This window comes from Caldalkalibacillus thermarum, from assembly GCF_014644735.1.
Lineage (GTDB): Bacteria > Bacillota > Bacilli > Caldalkalibacillales > Caldalkalibacillaceae > Caldalkalibacillus > Caldalkalibacillus thermarum.
Genome location: NZ_BMKZ01000020.1, coordinates 40217 through 56734 on the forward strand (window position 1 = coordinate 40217; position 16518 = coordinate 56734).

Annotated in this window: 14 protein-coding genes; 7 read left to right on the forward strand and 7 right to left on the reverse strand. The window is 46.5% G+C overall.

The window, feature by feature from the left end; genetic code table 11:
- The first annotated feature begins 213 nt into the window (after positions 1-213).
- Entirely contained in the window at positions 214-996 is a 783-nt protein-coding gene (locus IEW48_RS09465; RefSeq protein WP_229703928.1) for a phosphatase PAP2 family protein, read from the forward strand.
- A gap of 71 nt (positions 997-1067) precedes the next feature.
- Here IEW48_RS09465 and IEW48_RS09470 read toward each other — a convergent pair whose 3' ends face one another.
- Positions 1068-1670 carry a helix-turn-helix domain-containing protein gene (locus tag IEW48_RS09470; protein WP_188622612.1) on the reverse strand — a complete coding sequence of 201 codons (603 nt, stop codon included), beginning with the start codon at positions 1668-1670 and terminating at the stop codon, positions 1068-1070.
- Between the two features lie 197 nt (positions 1671-1867).
- On the opposite strand from IEW48_RS09470, the gene IEW48_RS09475 reads away from it, so the two are divergent.
- Both IEW48_RS09475 and IEW48_RS09480 read left to right on the forward strand, forming a co-directional pair.
- Positions 1868-2587 (forward strand): AzlC family ABC transporter permease, encoded by a 720-nt coding sequence (locus IEW48_RS09475; protein ID WP_188622611.1) that lies wholly within the window; start codon positions 1868-1870, stop codon positions 2585-2587.
- A 4-nt stretch (positions 2588-2591) separates the two neighbouring features.
- Positions 2592-2897: an AzlD domain-containing protein gene (locus tag IEW48_RS09480; RefSeq protein WP_188622610.1), complete on the forward strand. Its 306-nt coding sequence runs from the start codon at positions 2592-2594 to the stop codon at positions 2895-2897.
- Between the two features lie 66 nt (positions 2898-2963).
- Here IEW48_RS09480 and IEW48_RS09485 read toward each other — a convergent pair whose 3' ends face one another.
- From IEW48_RS09485 to acnA, 3 genes are all read right to left on the reverse strand, one after another.
- Positions 2964-4685, reverse strand: coding sequence for a formate--tetrahydrofolate ligase (locus IEW48_RS09485; RefSeq protein WP_188622609.1), 1722 nt, complete (start codon positions 4683-4685; stop codon positions 2964-2966).
- Positions 4686-4985: 300 nt separating this feature from the next.
- Positions 4986-6263 (reverse strand): hemolysin family protein, encoded by a 1278-nt coding sequence (locus IEW48_RS09490; RefSeq protein WP_188622608.1) that lies wholly within the window; start codon positions 6261-6263, stop codon positions 4986-4988.
- Between the two features lie 233 nt (positions 6264-6496).
- A complete protein-coding gene (gene acnA, locus IEW48_RS09495; RefSeq protein WP_188622607.1) occupies positions 6497-9208 on the reverse strand; it encodes an aconitate hydratase AcnA in 2712 nt (903 codons plus the stop codon).
- A 293-nt stretch (positions 9209-9501) separates the two neighbouring features.
- Between acnA and IEW48_RS09500 the strand changes: the two genes are divergently transcribed.
- The 3 genes from IEW48_RS09500 (at position 9502) to IEW48_RS09510 (ending at position 11060) form a co-directional block, all read left to right on the forward strand.
- Complete coding sequence (locus IEW48_RS09500) at positions 9502-10239, forward strand: IclR family transcriptional regulator (RefSeq protein ID WP_188622606.1); 738 nt, start codon at positions 9502-9504, stop codon at positions 10237-10239.
- Positions 10240-10324: 85 nt separating this feature from the next.
- Complete coding sequence (locus IEW48_RS09505; RefSeq protein ID WP_007504324.1) at positions 10325-10522, forward strand: hypothetical protein; 198 nt, start codon at positions 10325-10327, stop codon at positions 10520-10522.
- Positions 10523-10565: 43 nt separating this feature from the next.
- Entirely contained in the window at positions 10566-11060 is a 495-nt protein-coding gene (locus IEW48_RS09510) for a YhcN/YlaJ family sporulation lipoprotein (RefSeq protein ID WP_188622605.1), read from the forward strand.
- Between the two features lie 115 nt (positions 11061-11175).
- Here the strand turns inward: IEW48_RS09510 and IEW48_RS09515 are convergent, their stop codons facing one another.
- On the reverse strand, positions 11176-12378 hold the full coding sequence (locus IEW48_RS09515) for a spore germination protein (protein ID WP_229704008.1): 1203 nt from the start codon (positions 12376-12378) through the stop codon (positions 11176-11178).
- Between the two features lie 95 nt (positions 12379-12473).
- Here IEW48_RS09515 and IEW48_RS09520 point away from each other — a divergent pair, with 95 nt between their 5' ends.
- Positions 12474-13232: a hypothetical protein gene (locus IEW48_RS09520; RefSeq protein WP_188623569.1), complete on the forward strand. Its 759-nt coding sequence runs from the start codon at positions 12474-12476 to the stop codon at positions 13230-13232.
- Between the two features lie 14 nt (positions 13233-13246).
- Here IEW48_RS09520 and istB read toward each other — a convergent pair whose 3' ends face one another.
- Both istB and ltrA read right to left on the reverse strand, forming a co-directional pair.
- Positions 13247-14002 (reverse strand): IS21-like element helper ATPase IstB, encoded by a 756-nt coding sequence (gene istB / locus IEW48_RS09525; protein WP_036174224.1) that lies wholly within the window; start codon positions 14000-14002, stop codon positions 13247-13249.
- 18 nt (positions 14003-14020) lie between these two features.
- Positions 14021-15817: a group II intron reverse transcriptase/maturase gene (ltrA, locus tag IEW48_RS09530; RefSeq protein ID WP_188623570.1), complete on the reverse strand. Its 1797-nt coding sequence runs from the start codon at positions 15815-15817 to the stop codon at positions 14021-14023.
- Positions 15818-16518: the final 701 nt, after the last annotated feature.

The window sequence follows — 16518 nt, forward strand, 5'->3', positions numbered from 1 at the left end:
TGTTGTTACATCAGCGCCTTTACATGCTTGTTTGGACATATGTTTTTTGAGGAAGATAAGTGAATAAGGAAGTGAAAACCCGTGACTCAAATTGATTTTTTAATCTGGGTTACCTCATGGCAAAATCCATTTTTAAATGCTTTGGCTGCCGTGTTTACATTTATGGGGAATGAGGAATTTTATTTTCTTATTTTACCTTTGGTGTACTGGTGTATGTCTAAAAAAACCGGTTTTCGCCTCTTTTATATCTTTCTGGTCTCCGTTTATGTCAATGCCTTGATTAAAATTTATACCGGTCATCCACGCCCAGTGGGAGTAGAGGGGATTCACTCTATTTTTGTTTCATCGGCAGAGGTTGGCAGTCACTATCCCTATGATTCTTTTCCCAGTGGCCATGCCCAAGGCTCCACGACATTGTGGGGGTATCTGGCTTATGTGCTCAACAAGCCTTGGTTTTGGGTTGTTTCGGTTATCCTGATTTTTTGTATTTCTTTTTCCCGTTTGTATGCTGGATTACACTGGCCTATTGACGTGGCAGCTGGCATCTTGATTGGCATCATTGTCCTGGTTGCCGGGTTTAGGGCGGCACAAACGGTCAGCCAGCTTCCAGTCTGCTTGCAGTGGCTGTTGGCTGCCGGGTTTCCTCTCCTTCTTTTGGTTGTGTTTCGGGAACCTGAAGGGGTGAAGTATGCGGGTTTTTTGTTGGGAGCCGGCGCAGCCTATTTGGTGGAGCAACGCTATGTTCAAATGAACTTGCGTACAGCGGTGTGGAAAAAAGCAATAGCCTTTTTGATTGGTATGGCCGGGATCATCACCTTGCAAACCGGTCTGAAAATCATCTTTCCTACTTATCTGTTAGCTGATTTTCTCCGCTACACCATCATGGGCATCTGGGGGATTGGTCTGGCACCCTGGATCTTTGTCAAACTGGGACTGTATCCCTCGGACCTGGACATGGGCACTCCTCTCGCACAGAAATCAGTGGGTGCCCCTTAGGGCTTAGCGGGAAGCCAAAGTGGACAGAGTGCTGGTGTAAGCACCAGCCTCTTTTTATTTGTGACCGTTAATTATTTCCTAAATAACACGGATGTGTTGGTTTCGGGACTTGTATAAGCAATGACAAAATTTAAAACGGTCAAAGATGGGGATGGATTAATGTATGTATGCGGTCGGTCCCCAGAGAAGCGGATCGAGTCATGCTCCTCCAAGTGGTATGTTTCCCCGTCCACTTCAACGGTCAGTTTGCCCGACATCACGGTCACAAATTCTACGACACCCGGTGCGTGGGCTTCTGATGGGTATTCACTGTGAGCTTGCAGGTATCCCCGATAAAGTTCAAAAGATCCTTGCGCCCCGAACAAAGGTTCAACGGTAAAGGAGTCATTGGCACTGGTTAATATAAGTCCTTCATTTTTACGGGCAAGAGAGACATTGGCCTCAACAGACAATAAAGCGGTGATCGGGATTGAGAGACCGTTGGCAATTTTCCAAATAACTGACAAGGTGGGGTTCGCTTCGCCTTGTTCAATTTTAGCCAGGGTCATTTTGCTTACCCCGATCTGGTTAGCCAAAGCTTCCATACTGAGGCCTCTGCCCCGGCGGATTTGGCGCAATTTGGCGCCAATGCGCTTGCCGACATTGTTTTCTTCCCATGGGTTATTGCTAGACATGGTATGTGCCTCCAAATGGAAAGATACAAACGAAAGGTGGTCAATCGCCTGATAGTATAATATAATATACTTTAATTAAATTAAAATATACTAACGAGAGGAACTTTTCCAAATCGCTTAACATTGTAAAGTTTCATCTTACTTAGAGTCATTATAGCAAATCTGAAAGAGAAAAAGGACAGGGCTGGGGGAAGCGTATGGAGCAAATAGAAAAACAGGTTAACCGACAGATGGATAAAGGGGCGTTAGCCCAGGGCGTTTCGGCTGGCATTCCGATTATGATTGGCTATCTTCCTATTGGAGTGGCCTTTGGTGTTATCTCCAGAGAAACGGGAGTGCCGCTTTTGGATACGGTGTTGATGTCCAGCTTGGTTTTCGCGGGTGCTAGTCAATTTATGGCGATTAACATGATCGCTATGGGCGCAAGTTTTGCGGAGATTGTTTTAGCAACTTTTGTTCTTAATTTTCGACACTTTGTGATGAGCATGTCTTTGATGAACCGGGTCAGGGAAGTGCCCAGGTCGTGGAAAGCAGCGCTCTCTTTAGGCATCACCGATGAAACCTTTGCCGTCGCTTCATTGCAAAAAGAAAAGCCTCATCAACTCTTTTTGGGCGGACTGATGTTAGCGGCTTATGTCTCCTGGGTGTTTGCTACTCTCCTGGGAGCGCTTCTCTCCAATGTCATCCCTCCAGAGATCGGTGCCAGTATGTCCATTGCCCTGTATGCGATGTTTATTGGTTTGTTGGTGCCGGCCATCCGCCAGTATTGGAAAGTGGGTCTTATTGCTGCACTCAGTGCAGGGCTTTGCACGTTGTTTTCATCCATTTTAAGCGGAGGATGGGCGATTGTCTTGGCCACGCTGCTAGGTGGGTTGGCAGGAATATTGGTTATTGATGTTGAGGATGATGAGGAGTGAGCGTATGGGGTTGTTGCTGATTATTTTGGGCATGGCTGTGGTGACGTTTGTGCCAAGATTGCTGCCGGTGTTTATTATCGACCGTTTAACCCTACCTAAATGGATGCACAAATGGTTGCGGAGCATTCCTTATGCGGCTTTGGGCGCGCTTATTTTTCCCGGGATTTTATCGGTGGAACCAAGTGCCCCTGCGATTGGTGTCATAGGTGGCGGGGTGGCTGCGCTTATCGCTTATTTCCGTGGGCATATCCTGTTGGTCATACTGGCGGCCATTTTAACGGTATTTACCTTACAAATGTGGTTGTTATAGACATGTTCGTCCAAGAGAAAGCCAGCTCCTTGCAGGTTTGATTCCTGCGGGAGCTGGCTTTGAAGTTTAGAACAAGCCTTCTACTTTGCCTTCATTGTCGATGTTCATTTTCAAGGCGGCCGGTTCTTTGGGCAGACCGGGCATGGTCATCACGTCCCCTGTTAAGGCCACAATAAACCCAGCACCGAGAGAAGGTTTTAGCTCCCGGATGGTCAGGGTGAAGCCGGTGGGGCGTCCCAGCCGTTTGGGATCATCGCTGAATGAATATTGCGTTTTGGCCATACAGATGGGCAATCTACCCCAGCCATACCTTTCAAACTGCTCCATTTGCTTTTGGGCCTTGGGTGAAAACTGGACATCGCGGGCACCGTAGATATTAGTCGCAATGGCGCGTATTTTGTCGGCAATGGAAGCTGCCAAGGGATAAGTAAATCTTAACGCCTCATCAGCTGCAGGGTTTTTGTTTTCTTTATCGGCTTGTGGTCTTTCAACAAGCTTGATGACGGTTTCAGCTAACGCCTCACCGCCACGGCCGCCCTCAGCCCAAACGCGGCACACGGTAAAAGGAACGCCTTGTTCGTGGCACCATTGTTCAATCACATTGATTTCTGTTTCTGAATCATGCAGGAAGTGGTTAAGGGCCACGACACAGGGCAGACGGAAGTGGCGCATAATGTGCACGTGCTGAGCCAGATTCTCTAATCCCTTTTTCACTGCTTCCACATTTACCACTTTTAACTGGTCTTTTGGCACGCCACCATGCATTTTCAAGGCCCGGACGGTCGCCACGATCACGGCAGCATCTGGTTTGAGCCCCCCAGTTCTGGACTTAATGTTGATAAATTTCTCTGCCCCTAAATCGGCGCCAAATCCTGCTTCAGTGACGGTGTATTCTGCTAGTTTTAAAGCCATTTTGGTGGCCACCAGGCTGTTGCAGCCATGGGCAATATTGGCAAAGGGTCCACCATGAATGAAAGCCGGGGTGTTTTCCAGGGTTTGCACCAGGTTGGGTTTTAACGCATCTTTTAACAGCAAAGCCATAGCCCCTTGCGCCTTGAGATCGGCTACGGTCACCGGCTGTTTGTCATATGTATAACCGATCACCATGCGGGATAAGCGCTGTTTCAAATCCTCAATATCTTCACTTAAGCACAGGACGGCCATCACTTCTGAAGCAACGGTAATGTCAAAGCCGTCCTGCCGTGGAACGCCTTGGGCAGGGCCGCCCAAACCAACCACGACCTGGCGCAGGGCCCGGTCATTCATATCTAGAACGCGTTTCCAGATGATCCGGCGCGGATCGATCCCCAGCTGGTTTCCTTGATGGATATGATTATCGATCAGGGCAGAAAGAGCGTTGTTAGCTGCGGTAATAGCATGGATATCCCCTGTAAAGTGCAGGTTGATATCCTCCATAGGTAAAACCTGGGAGTAGCCGCCTCCGGTTGCGCCTCCTTTAATCCCCATTGTCGGCCCCAGTGAGGGCTCCCGCAAGGCCACAACCGCTTTACGGCCTAGACGATTCAAAGCTTGCCCCAGACCGACCGTCACAGTTGATTTTCCTTCTCCAGCAGGAGTGGGACTGATACCGGTGACGAGGATCAGCTTTCCATCCTGTTTGGTTTTCAAACGTTTCAGGACATCCAGTTTCACTTTTGCCTTATAGTGTCCATATGGCTCATAGTCGTCTTCCTTGAGTCCCAGTAGTGCGGCAATGTCACCGATTGGCTTCAGTTTGGCTTGTTGGGCAATGGTAATATCATCTTGTACGATGGTTGGCGTTTGCATGCTTATGTCACTCCCGTTCTTGCTGCAGCTAAAGCTGTCAAAAATGTTTGTTTGAGTGGTTCTTGCTTATCACCCTATTTAAACCTTCCTACAATCTTCTATATTGTACAATATTATCACAAGTTATGAAATTGCTTGGTTAAAATGGAACTTTGTACAGCTGTGCCAAACAAAAAATCCCCGGACTGGGGAACTTTGTAAAGGGGAACTTGAAGGGGAGTATGGTTATACGGACTACATCATTATAATATCTCCCACAGCGGTAAAAGGTGAGTGGAAACATTAGCATTGATTTTAGCTTTAACCATACGCTTTTGATTGAGAAGGGGCGTATTCCCTTATTTCCACTCTCACTTTTCTGATTCTGCGGCTTTCCGCTTCTTCAATGGTCAGTAATAAATTTTCATAATACAGTTGTTCTCCTTTTTGGGGCACCCGTTGAAATTCTTCAACCAACCAGCCGCCAAGGGTGTGATAAACAGTGTCAGGAAGCTCCACCTTGGTCATGCGGGCAAATTCGTCTAAAGAGAAATCGGCGGAGAAAATATAAGTATTTTTATCCAGCTGGGTGATCACTTTCACTTGTTCATCATGTTCATCCCATATTTCCCCTACAATCTCTTCCAGAATATCTTCCATGGTGATCAAACCGGCTGTGCCGCCAAATTCATCAATCACAATGGCCATATGAATTTTATTTTTTTGTAGTTCCGGAAGTAGTGAAGAGATTTTCATTGACTCAACGACAAAGAGTGGCTTGCGTAACAACTTCCTGATGTCGACATGCTCGTGTTGAAGCAAAGAGGATAAGAACTCACGCTCGGATAGGATGCCGATAATATTGTCGATGCTCCCTTCATACACGGGAATCCGGGAAAATTTTTCCCTCAAAAAAACTTGTTTAATTTCTTCCACGGGTTGGTTAACTTCAACGGCCACCATATCGGGACGAGGAGTTAAAATTTCACCCACAATAATATTGTTAAAGTTAAGGGAACGGTGTACCAGTTCTTTTTCTGTTTTATCGATAACCCCTTCTTCCTCACTGATATCCACCAAAAGCTTAATTTCTTCCTCGGTAACGGATGGAACATCCTGTTTAGGACGTATAAGTTTGGACATTAAGCGCTTCAATTGGGCAAACAGCCAGCTGATCGGCGTAAACAGTTTCATCAGTAAATACAAGATGTTGGCTACGGCTAGGGAAAACGACTCAGCATGTTCTTTGGCAAATGATTTGGGCAAAATTTCACCAAAAACCAGGATAAGGATGGTCATGACGATGGTGCTGACGAGCATCCCCGTTTTTGGTCCGAACATCGCAACAAACAAAGAGCTGGCAATCGTGGCTGCTGCAATGTTAACCAGGTTATTTCCCACTAAAATGGTGGTCAGTGCTTTGTCAAAATGCTCTGATATATACAGTGCTTTTTGGGCTCCTTTTCGTTTCTCATCTGCAAAGTGTTTGAGCCGGATTTTGTTTGCACTGGAAAAAGCCGTTTCTGATGCAGAAAAAAAGGCTGACAGAACGAGTAACACCAACAAGATAATCCCAAAACTAACCGACACCTCGTCCAACTAAGCATCACACTCCAATACAAATGGGATTAAACACTATGGTATTTATTATAATTTATTATATATTAATTCTCATTATAAATTAATTAAGCGGCTAATTGAATACTTAGTCACCGCAGGGCCCGGCTTAAGTTACTGCATCAGCTGCAGCAGCTAAAAAGGCTGTGGAATTGCTCCACAGCCTTTTACTGAACCATGTTATAAGGTTAGCCGTCAGCTTTAAAGCTGCCTGTTTAAGCACTTTGCACCATTTGGCGCAACACTTTTTGCAAGATACCGCCGTTACGATAGTACTCGATGTCCACCACACTGTCCAGGCGGACAATAACGTTAAATTCAAAGCTGGATCCATCTTCACGGGTAGCCCGCACGGTGATGGTTTGACCCGGTTTCAGGTTATTGTCCAAGCCGAGGATATCAAAGGTTTCGTTACCTGTAATACCGAGCTGCTTCCAGCCCTGTCCTTCTGCAAACTGCAGCGGCAGAACGCCCATGCAGACCAGGTTGGTGCGATGGATCCGTTCGAAGCTTTCGGCAATGACTGCTTTGACGCCCAGCAAGTTGGTTCCCTTGGCTGCCCAGTCACGGGAGCTTCCGGTACCGTATTCTTTACCGGCCAGAACAACCAAGGGTGTGCCATCTTGTTGATACTTCATGGCAGCATCGTAGATCGGCATAATCTCACCGGTCGGCAGATATCTCGTATAGCCGCCCTCTGTGCCGGGGACCATTTGGTTGCGAATGCGGATGTTGGCAAAGGTACCGCGCATCATCACTTCATGGTTGCCGCGGCGGGAACCATAGGAGTTAAAGTCTTTGCGCTCTACACCCCGCTCCAGAAGATACTTGCCTGCCGGACTGTCAGGGGCGATGTTACCAGCCGGTGAAATATGGTCGGTGGTTACAGAGTCACCCAACAGGGCTAGTGCTCTCGCACCTTTAATTTCTTCGATGTCCCCCACTTCGGGCTCAAGGTTTTCAAAGAACGGAGGCTCCTGGATGTAAGTGGATTCGGGATCGAATTCATACAGGTCTCCCTTCGGCGCGTCAATTTCGTTAAAGCGCGGGTTGGATTCAAACACATTTTCATATTCTTTTTTGAATAAGTCTGAGTTCACCGTTTGCAGGGCAGCCTGCAACTCTTCCGGTGTAGGCCAAATATCTTTCAGGTAGACAGGATTGCCGTCTTTATCATGGCCAAGCGGTTCCTTCTGCAAGTCAATGTTCATGGTGCCGGCAATGGCATAGGCCACGACAAGGGGCGGTGAAGCCAAGTAGTTGGCTTTTACCTGAGCATGAATGCGGCCTTCAAAGTTGCGGTTGCCGCTTAATACGGAGCAGACGGTCAGATCGTTTTCGGCAATCGCTTTGGAGACCTCATCCGGCAACGGACCGGAGTTACCGATACAGGTGGCACAACCGTAACCAGCCACATGGAAGCCAAGGGCTTCAAGCGGTTCCATTAAACCGGCATCAATCAGGTATTGAGTGACCACTTTGGAGCCCGGGGTTAAGCTGGTTTTAACATAGGCGGGCGTGGTCAAGCCTTTCTCAACCGCTTTTTTGGCCACAAGACCAGCACCCAGCATCACGCTTGGGTTGGACGTGTTGGTACAGCTGGTAATAGCCGCAATCACCACAGAGCCATTAGTCAATTCGGAAGTTTCTCCGTTAGGATGCTCTACTTTTACTTTTTTGTTCAGTTCTTCATCGCTTAAGCCAAAGCCGCCATCCTCAACCGGTGCACGCAAGGTTTTGTTAAAGCTTTCTTTCATCTCGGACAACACAATGCGGTCTTGGGGACGTCTTGGCCCGGCAAGGGTGGGTTCAATGGTGCTGAGATCCAAGGTGATGGTGTCAGAGAAGACAGGCTCAGCACTGTCATCCGTTCTGAACAAGCCTTGGGCTTGATAATAAGCTTTGACCAGTTGGACTTGCTCTTCACTGCGTCCAGTGAGGCGGAGATAGTCCAGCGTTTGCTCATCCACAGGGAAAAAGCCCATGGTAGCCCCATATTCCGGTGCCATGTTAGCCACAGTGGCGCGGTCAGCCACACTGATGTTGGACAATCCGTCACCGTAGAACTCAACGAATTTGCCTACAACGCCTTTTTTGCGCAAGATTTGGGTTACGGTTAAGGCCAGGTCTGTTGCTGTGGCCCCTTCAGGCAGACGGCCAGTCAATTTGAAACCAACAACCTCCGGAGTCACGAAGTACAAAGGTTGTCCCAGCATACCGGCTTCTGCTTCAATACCGCCGACACCCCAGCCAACCACGCCGATGCCGTTAATCATGGTGGTGTGGGAGTCGGTTCCGACCAGAGAATCAGGGAAGACAACCTGTTCGCCGTCAACTTCCTTGGTTGCTGCCACACTGGCCAGATACTCCAGGTTCACCTGGTGCACGATACCGGTGGCCGGCGGAACGATTCTGAAGTTGTCAAAGGCCGTTTGAGCCCAGCGCAAGAAACGGTAACGCTCCTGGTTGCGTTCAAACTCCACCTTCATATTGTATTCCAGGGCATCTTTCGTTCCAAACTTATCTACCATCACGGAATGGTCGATAACCAAGTCAACGGGAACGAGAGGATTGATTTGTTTCGGATCCCCGCCGTCCTTGGCCACTTTGGAGCGCATGGCCGCCAGATCCACGACAGCAGGCACCCCCGTAAAGTCCTGCAGTACAATACGGGCAGGTTTAAACGGAATTTCACGGTCTTTATCTTCCGTTTCGGCCCAGTTGGCGATATGTTTAACGTGATCTTCTGTGATGGCTACCCCATCCACTTGGCGCAAAGCTGCTTCCAGCAGCACCTTAATGGAAAAAGGCAGCTTGGAGACCGGGCCAACTCCTTGTTCTTCCAGTTTGGGAAGGGAGAAATAGGTGTACGTTTGATCCCCTACTTGCAGTGAGGATTTGACGGAAAAAGGATCACGATACGTCATCAAAAAACCTCCTCCTCATGAGTGCCAAGCTTTAGCTGTGAAGCTGTCCCACCCTTGTTTTACTCTTTGAAACTTAGTTTCTTTTTACGACCTTATTATAGCTTAAATAAAAGGTGATGTACATATCAAATTCAGTAAAAGGGCTTTCAAAGTCGAAAAAATAACGAAAAAAATGATTTCAACCAAAAGTGGAGTTCAGCTCCAAAAAACAGTTTACCTTTACCTTCCAACAGAGTATAATTAGAAACTAAAAACAATGTTTCATACAATGAAACATTTGAGGGTGAACAAAAATGGAAAAAAAGACTGTAAGGTCTGTTGAACGGGCGCTGGATATTTTATTATGCTTTACAACCCAGCACGAATGGTCACTGACAGAAATTAGTCATCAGGTTGGTTTAAATAAGAGTACGGTTTATCGTTTGTTAGCCTCACTAGAGAAAAAAGGATTTGTCGCTAAAAATGAGGCCACGGAAAAATACCGCTTGGGCTTCCGCGTGTGGGAACTGTCCGCCCATTTAGAGCGGGTGGACGATCCAGCCGTGATGCTGTTGCCTGAAATGGAACGTTTGCGGGACATCCTGGATGAAACCGTCACCCTGTATGTACGGGATGGCAAGGAACGGGTCAGGGTTCAGGCCGTTGAAAGCAAGCAGACCATTCGCAGGGTAGCACCCATCGGCGTGCGCATGCCCTTAAATGTAGGGGCTTCAGGTAAAATCCTGGTGGCTTACGCAGAGCCTGATGTACAGGAAATGATTCTTAATGACCCCGATTGGCCTGAGCATATTGATAAAGAAGCCTTCATGCTGCAACTGTTGAAAATCCGCCAGTTGGGCTATGCTACCAGTGTGGAGGAACGGGAAGCAGGAACGTCTGCCATTGCAGCGCCCATTTTCAACCGGCAGGGTAAATGTGTGGCTGCTTTGGCTGTGTCCGGACCAACCGGAAGGCTGACTCTTGAAAAAATGGAAGAGATTGCACCAACCGTGATGGATTTTGCCTCCCGCATGAGCAAAATGGTCGGTTAAACCGGCATTTGTAATATTTTCCTGTTGCGTGTATCTTATATTCATTTCGGGCATGGGTCATCCTACTCCCAAGGAGTGATGACTCATGTCTTTTTGGCAGCGTATGGCAGACATTAATTTGCTCGTATGGATTAGTGCTGTCTTCATTTTTCATGGTTTGTTGTATTTGCTTTTGGGAACGCCCAACTGGATGAGTGTGACGCTGATGGCGACCTCGGTATGGGCCCTTGGTTTATTGATCATTCGGGCTGTCGGCCGGGCCTTGATCCGCCAAAAAACATAGACAATCTAGACAACGCCGGTCTGTGATGGAGGAGGCGATGCTGGTGAAAAAATTATGCCGTTTCAGCCGGGCTTTGGGAAGCGGTATCTTGATGGCCTGCTGGATCGTATTGCTTTTTAATGCCGGTTGCGCCATGTATAACCAAGAACAGCCGTTTCAAGCCGATTACAAGTTGCAGCAGCAAATGGACAAGAAAGGGAGCAAACCTCACAAAATTAAAGTAGATCATGATACGGCCAACCGTTCCAAACTGATCGCCAAGTCAGTGGAGGGGGTTACGGATGCAGCAGCAGTTGCCATTGATCAGGAGCTTTCTGTAGCGGTTGATGTGGCCCAGATGAAACGTTTTCAACTCAAAGGGATTCGCAAAGAAATATTCCATCGATTGCGCAAAGCCTACCCTGAATACCAGGTGCATGTCAGTACGGACCGCAAAATTCTGCAGGAGTTAAAAAAACTGGAGAAAAAAACGTACCAGCAGCAAACGGAGGCTGAGCAAAAACGTCTGCAAAAGATCAATCAAGATATGAAAGGGTAAAAGCGAATTGTAAGAGCGTGTTGTTGCCACACGCTCTTTTGCATGATGACGGGCCAATCTTCTACCTTAAAGAGTAGGGTGATCTCTTGTGTCATGAAAATCACTTCCTTCGCTTTCAGTCCTGTTTTTTATCATTTAATGTGCGCGGCTCGGTTGTCCGCATCCGCATGAGGGGCATTGGGGCCCGCAGGACAACGTCTAGCCAATGCAGGAAACGGTAGGGGGCAAACGGAGAGAGGTAATAACTTCCAAAACTGCGCAAACCGACCAAATGAATGTTAATTAAGATATAGACCATGATAATCCCGTACAACCCCATGGTGGCAGCCGCTGCCATGAGCACGAAGCGGAGCAGCCGGAAAGTAATGCCCACATTGTAAGCGGGAATGGCAAAGGAGGCAATGGCTGTCAGGGCCACCACGATGACCATGATGGGGCTGACGAGTCCAGCTCTGACGGCTGCATCGCCAATGACCAGACCACCTACAATGCCAATGGTTTGGCCAATAGTGCTAGGCAAGCGGATCCCTGCTTCCCTTAATAACTCTATCGAAAATTCCATCAGCAGTGCCTCGACAAAAGCAGGAAAAGGCACGCCCTCCCGCGCACCGGCAATAGATAAAGCCAAGGGGGTGGGGATCATCCCCTGGTGGTAGGAGACCATGGCGACATAGAGAGAGGGAAGAAACAAGGCCATAAAAGCGGCTCCATAACGGAGGAAGCGGATCACAGAGCCAATCTGCCAGCGTTCGTAATAATCCTCAGGGGATTTGAGCAATAGATGAAAGGTGACAGGCATTATTAAGACATACGGGGTTCCGTCCAGCAAGAGCACCACTTGACCATTGGTCAAGGCAGAGGATGCTTTGTCGGGACGTTCCGTTTGTTGCACCTGGGGGAAAGGGGATAAGACATCGTCTTCAATCAGCTGTTCCAAAGTGCCGCTTTCCGCCATGTCATCGACATCAGCACAGGCGACACGATAGCGTACTTCGTCGATCAGATCTTGGGTGGTAATCCCTTTGATATACATGATGGCAAAATCCCTTTTGCTACGCCGCCCCAGCTGACCGATTTGAATGACCAGGTTGGGATCCCTGAGCCTGCGGCGAATAAGGGAAATGTTGGTCCGCAAGTTTTCATTAAACCCGTCCCTCGGTCCGCGAATCACCACTTCACTCTCTGGTTCCTCAACGGATCGCTCATGTTTAATCTCCTTGGTCCCCAGAACAATTAATCCCTTAACCCCATCAATGACCAGGAGGATGGGAATAGGTAAGGCTTTGATATTATCTCCGCCTTTTCCCCTCCCCCACACCGTACGTGAGAGTTTCCCCTCATACGGCGTTCCATCCAAGTGAGTTTTAACCGATAAGTTCCATCTTGGCTTTCCNAATACAGGGAGGACGTTTGATGAAAAAGAAGTTTTTCTATAAAATGACTCTATTGTTATCATGTTTTGCATTAATATTTTCTACGGTCACACCTTATTATGCTAATGCTGTAGTTGAAGAAGATGAGGCTAACTGTGCATGCTGTGAGGCAAACGCTTATGCTAATACAAATGAAGTTGGTGGGGAACAACCGACTCAATCTGAGAGAAATAAAGTTTTGGCTGCTATTAATAGTTCGGAACAGTTTCGATCAACGAATAGTGAAATAAGAGCAAACGATGGAGCGATTGATAGAAGTCAAACTGAGGTTATAAAGGTTGATGAAGATAAGTTTATAGCAAACTTTAAAGTAGAAGATGCTGAAAATGGGTTAAGCATTCTTACTTACTTTGTGGAAATGGACAATAGAATGAATCATAGTATTGCCCTCGAACAAAAGCAATATTATGTAGCAGTTTCTGATAATGAAGTAGAATTTACTTGGGTTATGAACGATGAGACATTTCTAAATGTCATCATAAATGATAGTGGTAACATCGTTTATGATGGGGTGGAGTATGAGGTCAACGAATACATTGAACTTAAGCTGAGTGAATTAGAAGGAGAAGTCGGCACACAAAGTCTTTGTGCTTGGGCAGTAGGTGTCTTATGTGGGACTGGAGGAGGAGCAGCTTGTTACGGAGTTTGTGCTGTAAAAGCAATCGTTAACTTCCTCGGTGGATTAGGATGTGCCACAGCTTGTTGTGAGCGTCAAGTACAATTGAACAATTTTCGCTAAATAATTTTGAGCACCTAGTCATTTCCAAATATGGTTTTCCTGTATTTCAAACGATAACTGTCACCAGTGAGATGAATCACCTCGCTTTTATGGAGTAGCCGATCCAGAATGGCTGTGGTAATGGCCGGATCACCCAATAACTCTCCCCAATCTTCCGGTCCTTTGTTGGAGGTGATGATCACAGATGATTGGCCATATAGTTTGTTGATGAGTTGAAAGAAAAGATTGGCTTCATGCCGGTTGATGGCCATAAACATCAAATCATCAATGATGACAAGATCTGACTGAGTGATTCTTTTCAATTTGGTTTGGGCGCTTCTTGTTACTTCTTGGGTACGCAGCAACTGGATTAAATGATCCATGGTCACAAAGCTGACTTTGTACCCTTGCTGAACGGCTTCTACTCCTAAGCCAATGGCCAGGTGAGTTTTACCCACCCCTGGCGGGCCCAATAAGATGAGGTTATAAACTTGTTCAATCCATAAGAGTTCACGCAACTGTTGAAATTGCTGCCGGCTTAGGGCAGGCTGGGCGCTAATGTCGAACTCATCGAGGGATTGGTGGACAGGAAAGTCTGCCCACTTGAGCCGTTTGGCCAATTGTTTTTCTTCCCGCTTGCGTATTTCGTATCCCAACAGTTTCGTCAGAAACTGTTGATAACTGAATCCATTTGTTTCGGCTTCCATCAGTTGTTCCTCAATCACTTCGGCGATGGAGGCCAATTTGAGTGTTTTCAAGCTGTGTTTCAATTGCACTAAGCTTTCTGACATANTCCATCCAAGTGAGTTTTAACCGATAAGTTCCATCTTGGCTTTCCTGCGGTATTGATTGATTTTGTTTAACACCGGTTTGGACAGTTTAAGTTCGGATATCAGACGTTTGATTTCATCCATATTACTCATATGGATGATTTTATGGATAACCTTATCAACAATTCGCAGATTGTCGAATTCATCCGTACCTCCAAGATGTTTGGGTATTAGGTGATGGCAGTGCACTTCATCTGCTGTTAGGAGTCTTCCTGTGATTTCACATCTGCCCATTTTCATGCTATAACGGCTCAATCGGTTATCCATGTATTGGACTGTCGAATTAGGTAGGTTCGATTTCATTAGTTTGAGAATTTCTCTTGTTACATATGTTTTTAATTCCTTGTGTATTTTGTCTCTGCCTTTTTGTGTAAATGGTGTTGTGTCTTGATTAAATAGTTTTTGCCATGAATGTTTGACGTCCGCCAATGGGTATAGGTATACATCTGCTATTTTATATGTTCTGTATTTGTTTCTGTAAAATTTTCTATATGTCGGTGGTGGTTTGACCGGTATTTCATATTTTGACAGTCCTTTTAGTCTGTTGTGTATATATCTCCTAAGGTCATAGGCTATACGTGAGAATTCTAGGTTGACGTGGGTTGCTTTCTTGAAGTAATTGTGTATACCAAGGACAAAGCTATTGTATAGTAGTACGTTTTGTACTGAGGGTGATTTCTGTATTTGTTTGATAAGTTTCTTTGCCTGTTGTTTGATTTGCTGTTTCTTTTTGTCCCTGATACCCGAATATGCAACCCATTTATCCCCTTTTCTTTGTGTCCAAATAGTAAATCCCAGAAATTCAGTCTTCTGTTTTCTTAGGTTTACTATTCTGGACTTTTTAGGAGATATCTCCAGTTTCAGCCTGTCCTTGAGGTAAAGCCTAACAGCGTGATACCATTTTTGGGCTGTTTTCCAGTCTCGACAGAGTATTTTGAAGTCATCTGCGTACCTTACAATATATCCTTCTTTAAGATTTGTCTTTTTAAGTTCCCTGTATTTAGTGCTTTGATTGTTGTATTGGTGACGTGTTTGGAATTTCTCCCATTGTCCAGCTATCCATTGGTCTAGGTCGTTTAGAACAATATTAGATAGCAGTGGTGAGATAATTCCGCCCTGTGGTGTGCCCTTTGTAGGTACTCCTTCTCCCTGTATGGGAGCTTTAAGCATTTTCATGATGATACGGAGTATCTTTCTGTCCTGGATTCCCATATTCCACATTTGTTTCATTAGTCTTGTGTGATTGACATTGTCAAAGAATCCTTTAATGTCGATGTCTATTACGTAGTGTAATTTGGATTGATTAATGAGGCGTTTTACTCTGGCTATTGCGTGGTGTGTAGAGCGTAAGGGTCTGAATCCATAGCTGTGTTCATAGAAATGTGCTTCGGCTATAGGTTCAATGACCTGTTTAATTGCCTGTTGGATAATTCTGTCCATTATGCAGGGAATACCAAGCGGGCGTTTGTCACCGTTAGGTTTGGGGATGAATACCCTTCTGACCATCTTTGGTTGATAGTTAGAGAGTATGTCCCTGACCTTCTGGACAAGCTGTTCGTCTGATATCTGCTTAATATCCTCAATGTTTTTACCATCTGTGCCCGGAGTATTGGAGCCTTTATTTCTTTTAATAGTACGGTAGGCAAGGAGAATATTTTCCCGGCTAGTAATGATGTCATATAACCGATTAAATTTTCCGCCTTGCTTGGCTTCGTAGTATAGTGTGTCAAATGTTTTGGTCATGTTGTAATACTCCCAATACCGTAAGCTATCCATGATGGCATTCCCCCTTTCCTTTAGGGAAATGTCCCCATGTTCTTACCCGACCTCATGGAACGATGGAAAATCGGTTTTGTACTCTCCCGGACTAGGGGCTGTTCCTCTACTCCCATTACAGGAGCTTCTTCAGTCGTACCCCCGCTCTCACAACGGTAAACGCATTTCGGCATTTTGCCTTATAGCGACCATCCCGGTTGGCAGACCGTTTGAAATGGATGTCCGTTGCTTTCCTCGTTCCCTGTTCCCTAGCTATCCATGCCGGTTTTAGGTGTCCTCTCTGAGCCTGTGGGCTGGATACCGCCATTGTCCGGTATAGCGTGTTTCCTAAGAACCATTCGTACTCCACACCACCCACCCTGCGTTAGGCAGGCACTGTCTTTCGATCAGTGTGGGAGTTTAGACCCGTACATTCGAGGATTCGTCAGTCCTTATTGGACATTCTCACCATAACCGACTTTTCAGCCGCCCGGCCTATCTCATGCCATACCTTCCCTTGCGGGTGGCTTTAGGCATGATTCAGCCGACTTCACCTGGCTTCATACCTCAAGTTCTGCCAGACATGACGCATGCAGGAGTATTAGCGGTGCAGTTTCAGGCAGACATGGTGCCGTCATTCCTGCACTCAGGAACAGAGTTAGGTCTTATTAGGACCCTCCCATTTCCCGCAGTCCTGCGGTTATAGGGAAACGAGTCGCACG

Bases quoted from the DNA above. Each gene is read 5' to 3' on its own strand.
- IEW48_RS09470 (WP_188622612.1), bottom strand. From the start codon at position 1,670: ATGTCTAGCAATAACCCATGGGAAGAAAACAATGTCGGCAAGCGCATT.
- acnA (WP_188622607.1), bottom strand. From the start codon at position 9,208: ATGACGTATCGTGATCCTTTTTCCGTCAAATCCTCACTGCAAGTAGGG.
- IEW48_RS09465 (WP_229703928.1), top strand. From the start codon at position 214: ATGTCTAAAAAAACCGGTTTTCGCCTCTTTTATATCTTTCTGGTCTCC.
- IEW48_RS09485 (WP_188622609.1), bottom strand. From the start codon at position 4,685: ATGCAAACGCCAACCATCGTACAAGATGATATTACCATTGCCCAACAA.
- IEW48_RS09505 (WP_007504324.1), top strand. From the start codon at position 10,325: ATGTCTTTTTGGCAGCGTATGGCAGACATTAATTTGCTCGTATGGATT.
- IEW48_RS09520 (WP_188623569.1), top strand. From the start codon at position 12,474: ATGAAAAAGAAGTTTTTCTATAAAATGACTCTATTGTTATCATGTTTT.
- istB (WP_036174224.1), bottom strand. From the start codon at position 14,002: ATGTCAGAAAGCTTAGTGCAATTGAAACACAGCTTGAAAACACTCAAA.
- IEW48_RS09480 (WP_188622610.1), top strand. From the start codon at position 2,592: ATGGGGTTGTTGCTGATTATTTTGGGCATGGCTGTGGTGACGTTTGTG.
- IEW48_RS09500 (WP_188622606.1), top strand. From the start codon at position 9,502: ATGGAAAAAAAGACTGTAAGGTCTGTTGAACGGGCGCTGGATATTTTA.
- ltrA (WP_188623570.1), bottom strand. From the start codon at position 15,817: ATGGATAGCTTACGGTATTGGGAGTATTACAACATGACCAAAACATTT.
- IEW48_RS09475 (WP_188622611.1), top strand. From the start codon at position 1,868: ATGGAGCAAATAGAAAAACAGGTTAACCGACAGATGGATAAAGGGGCG.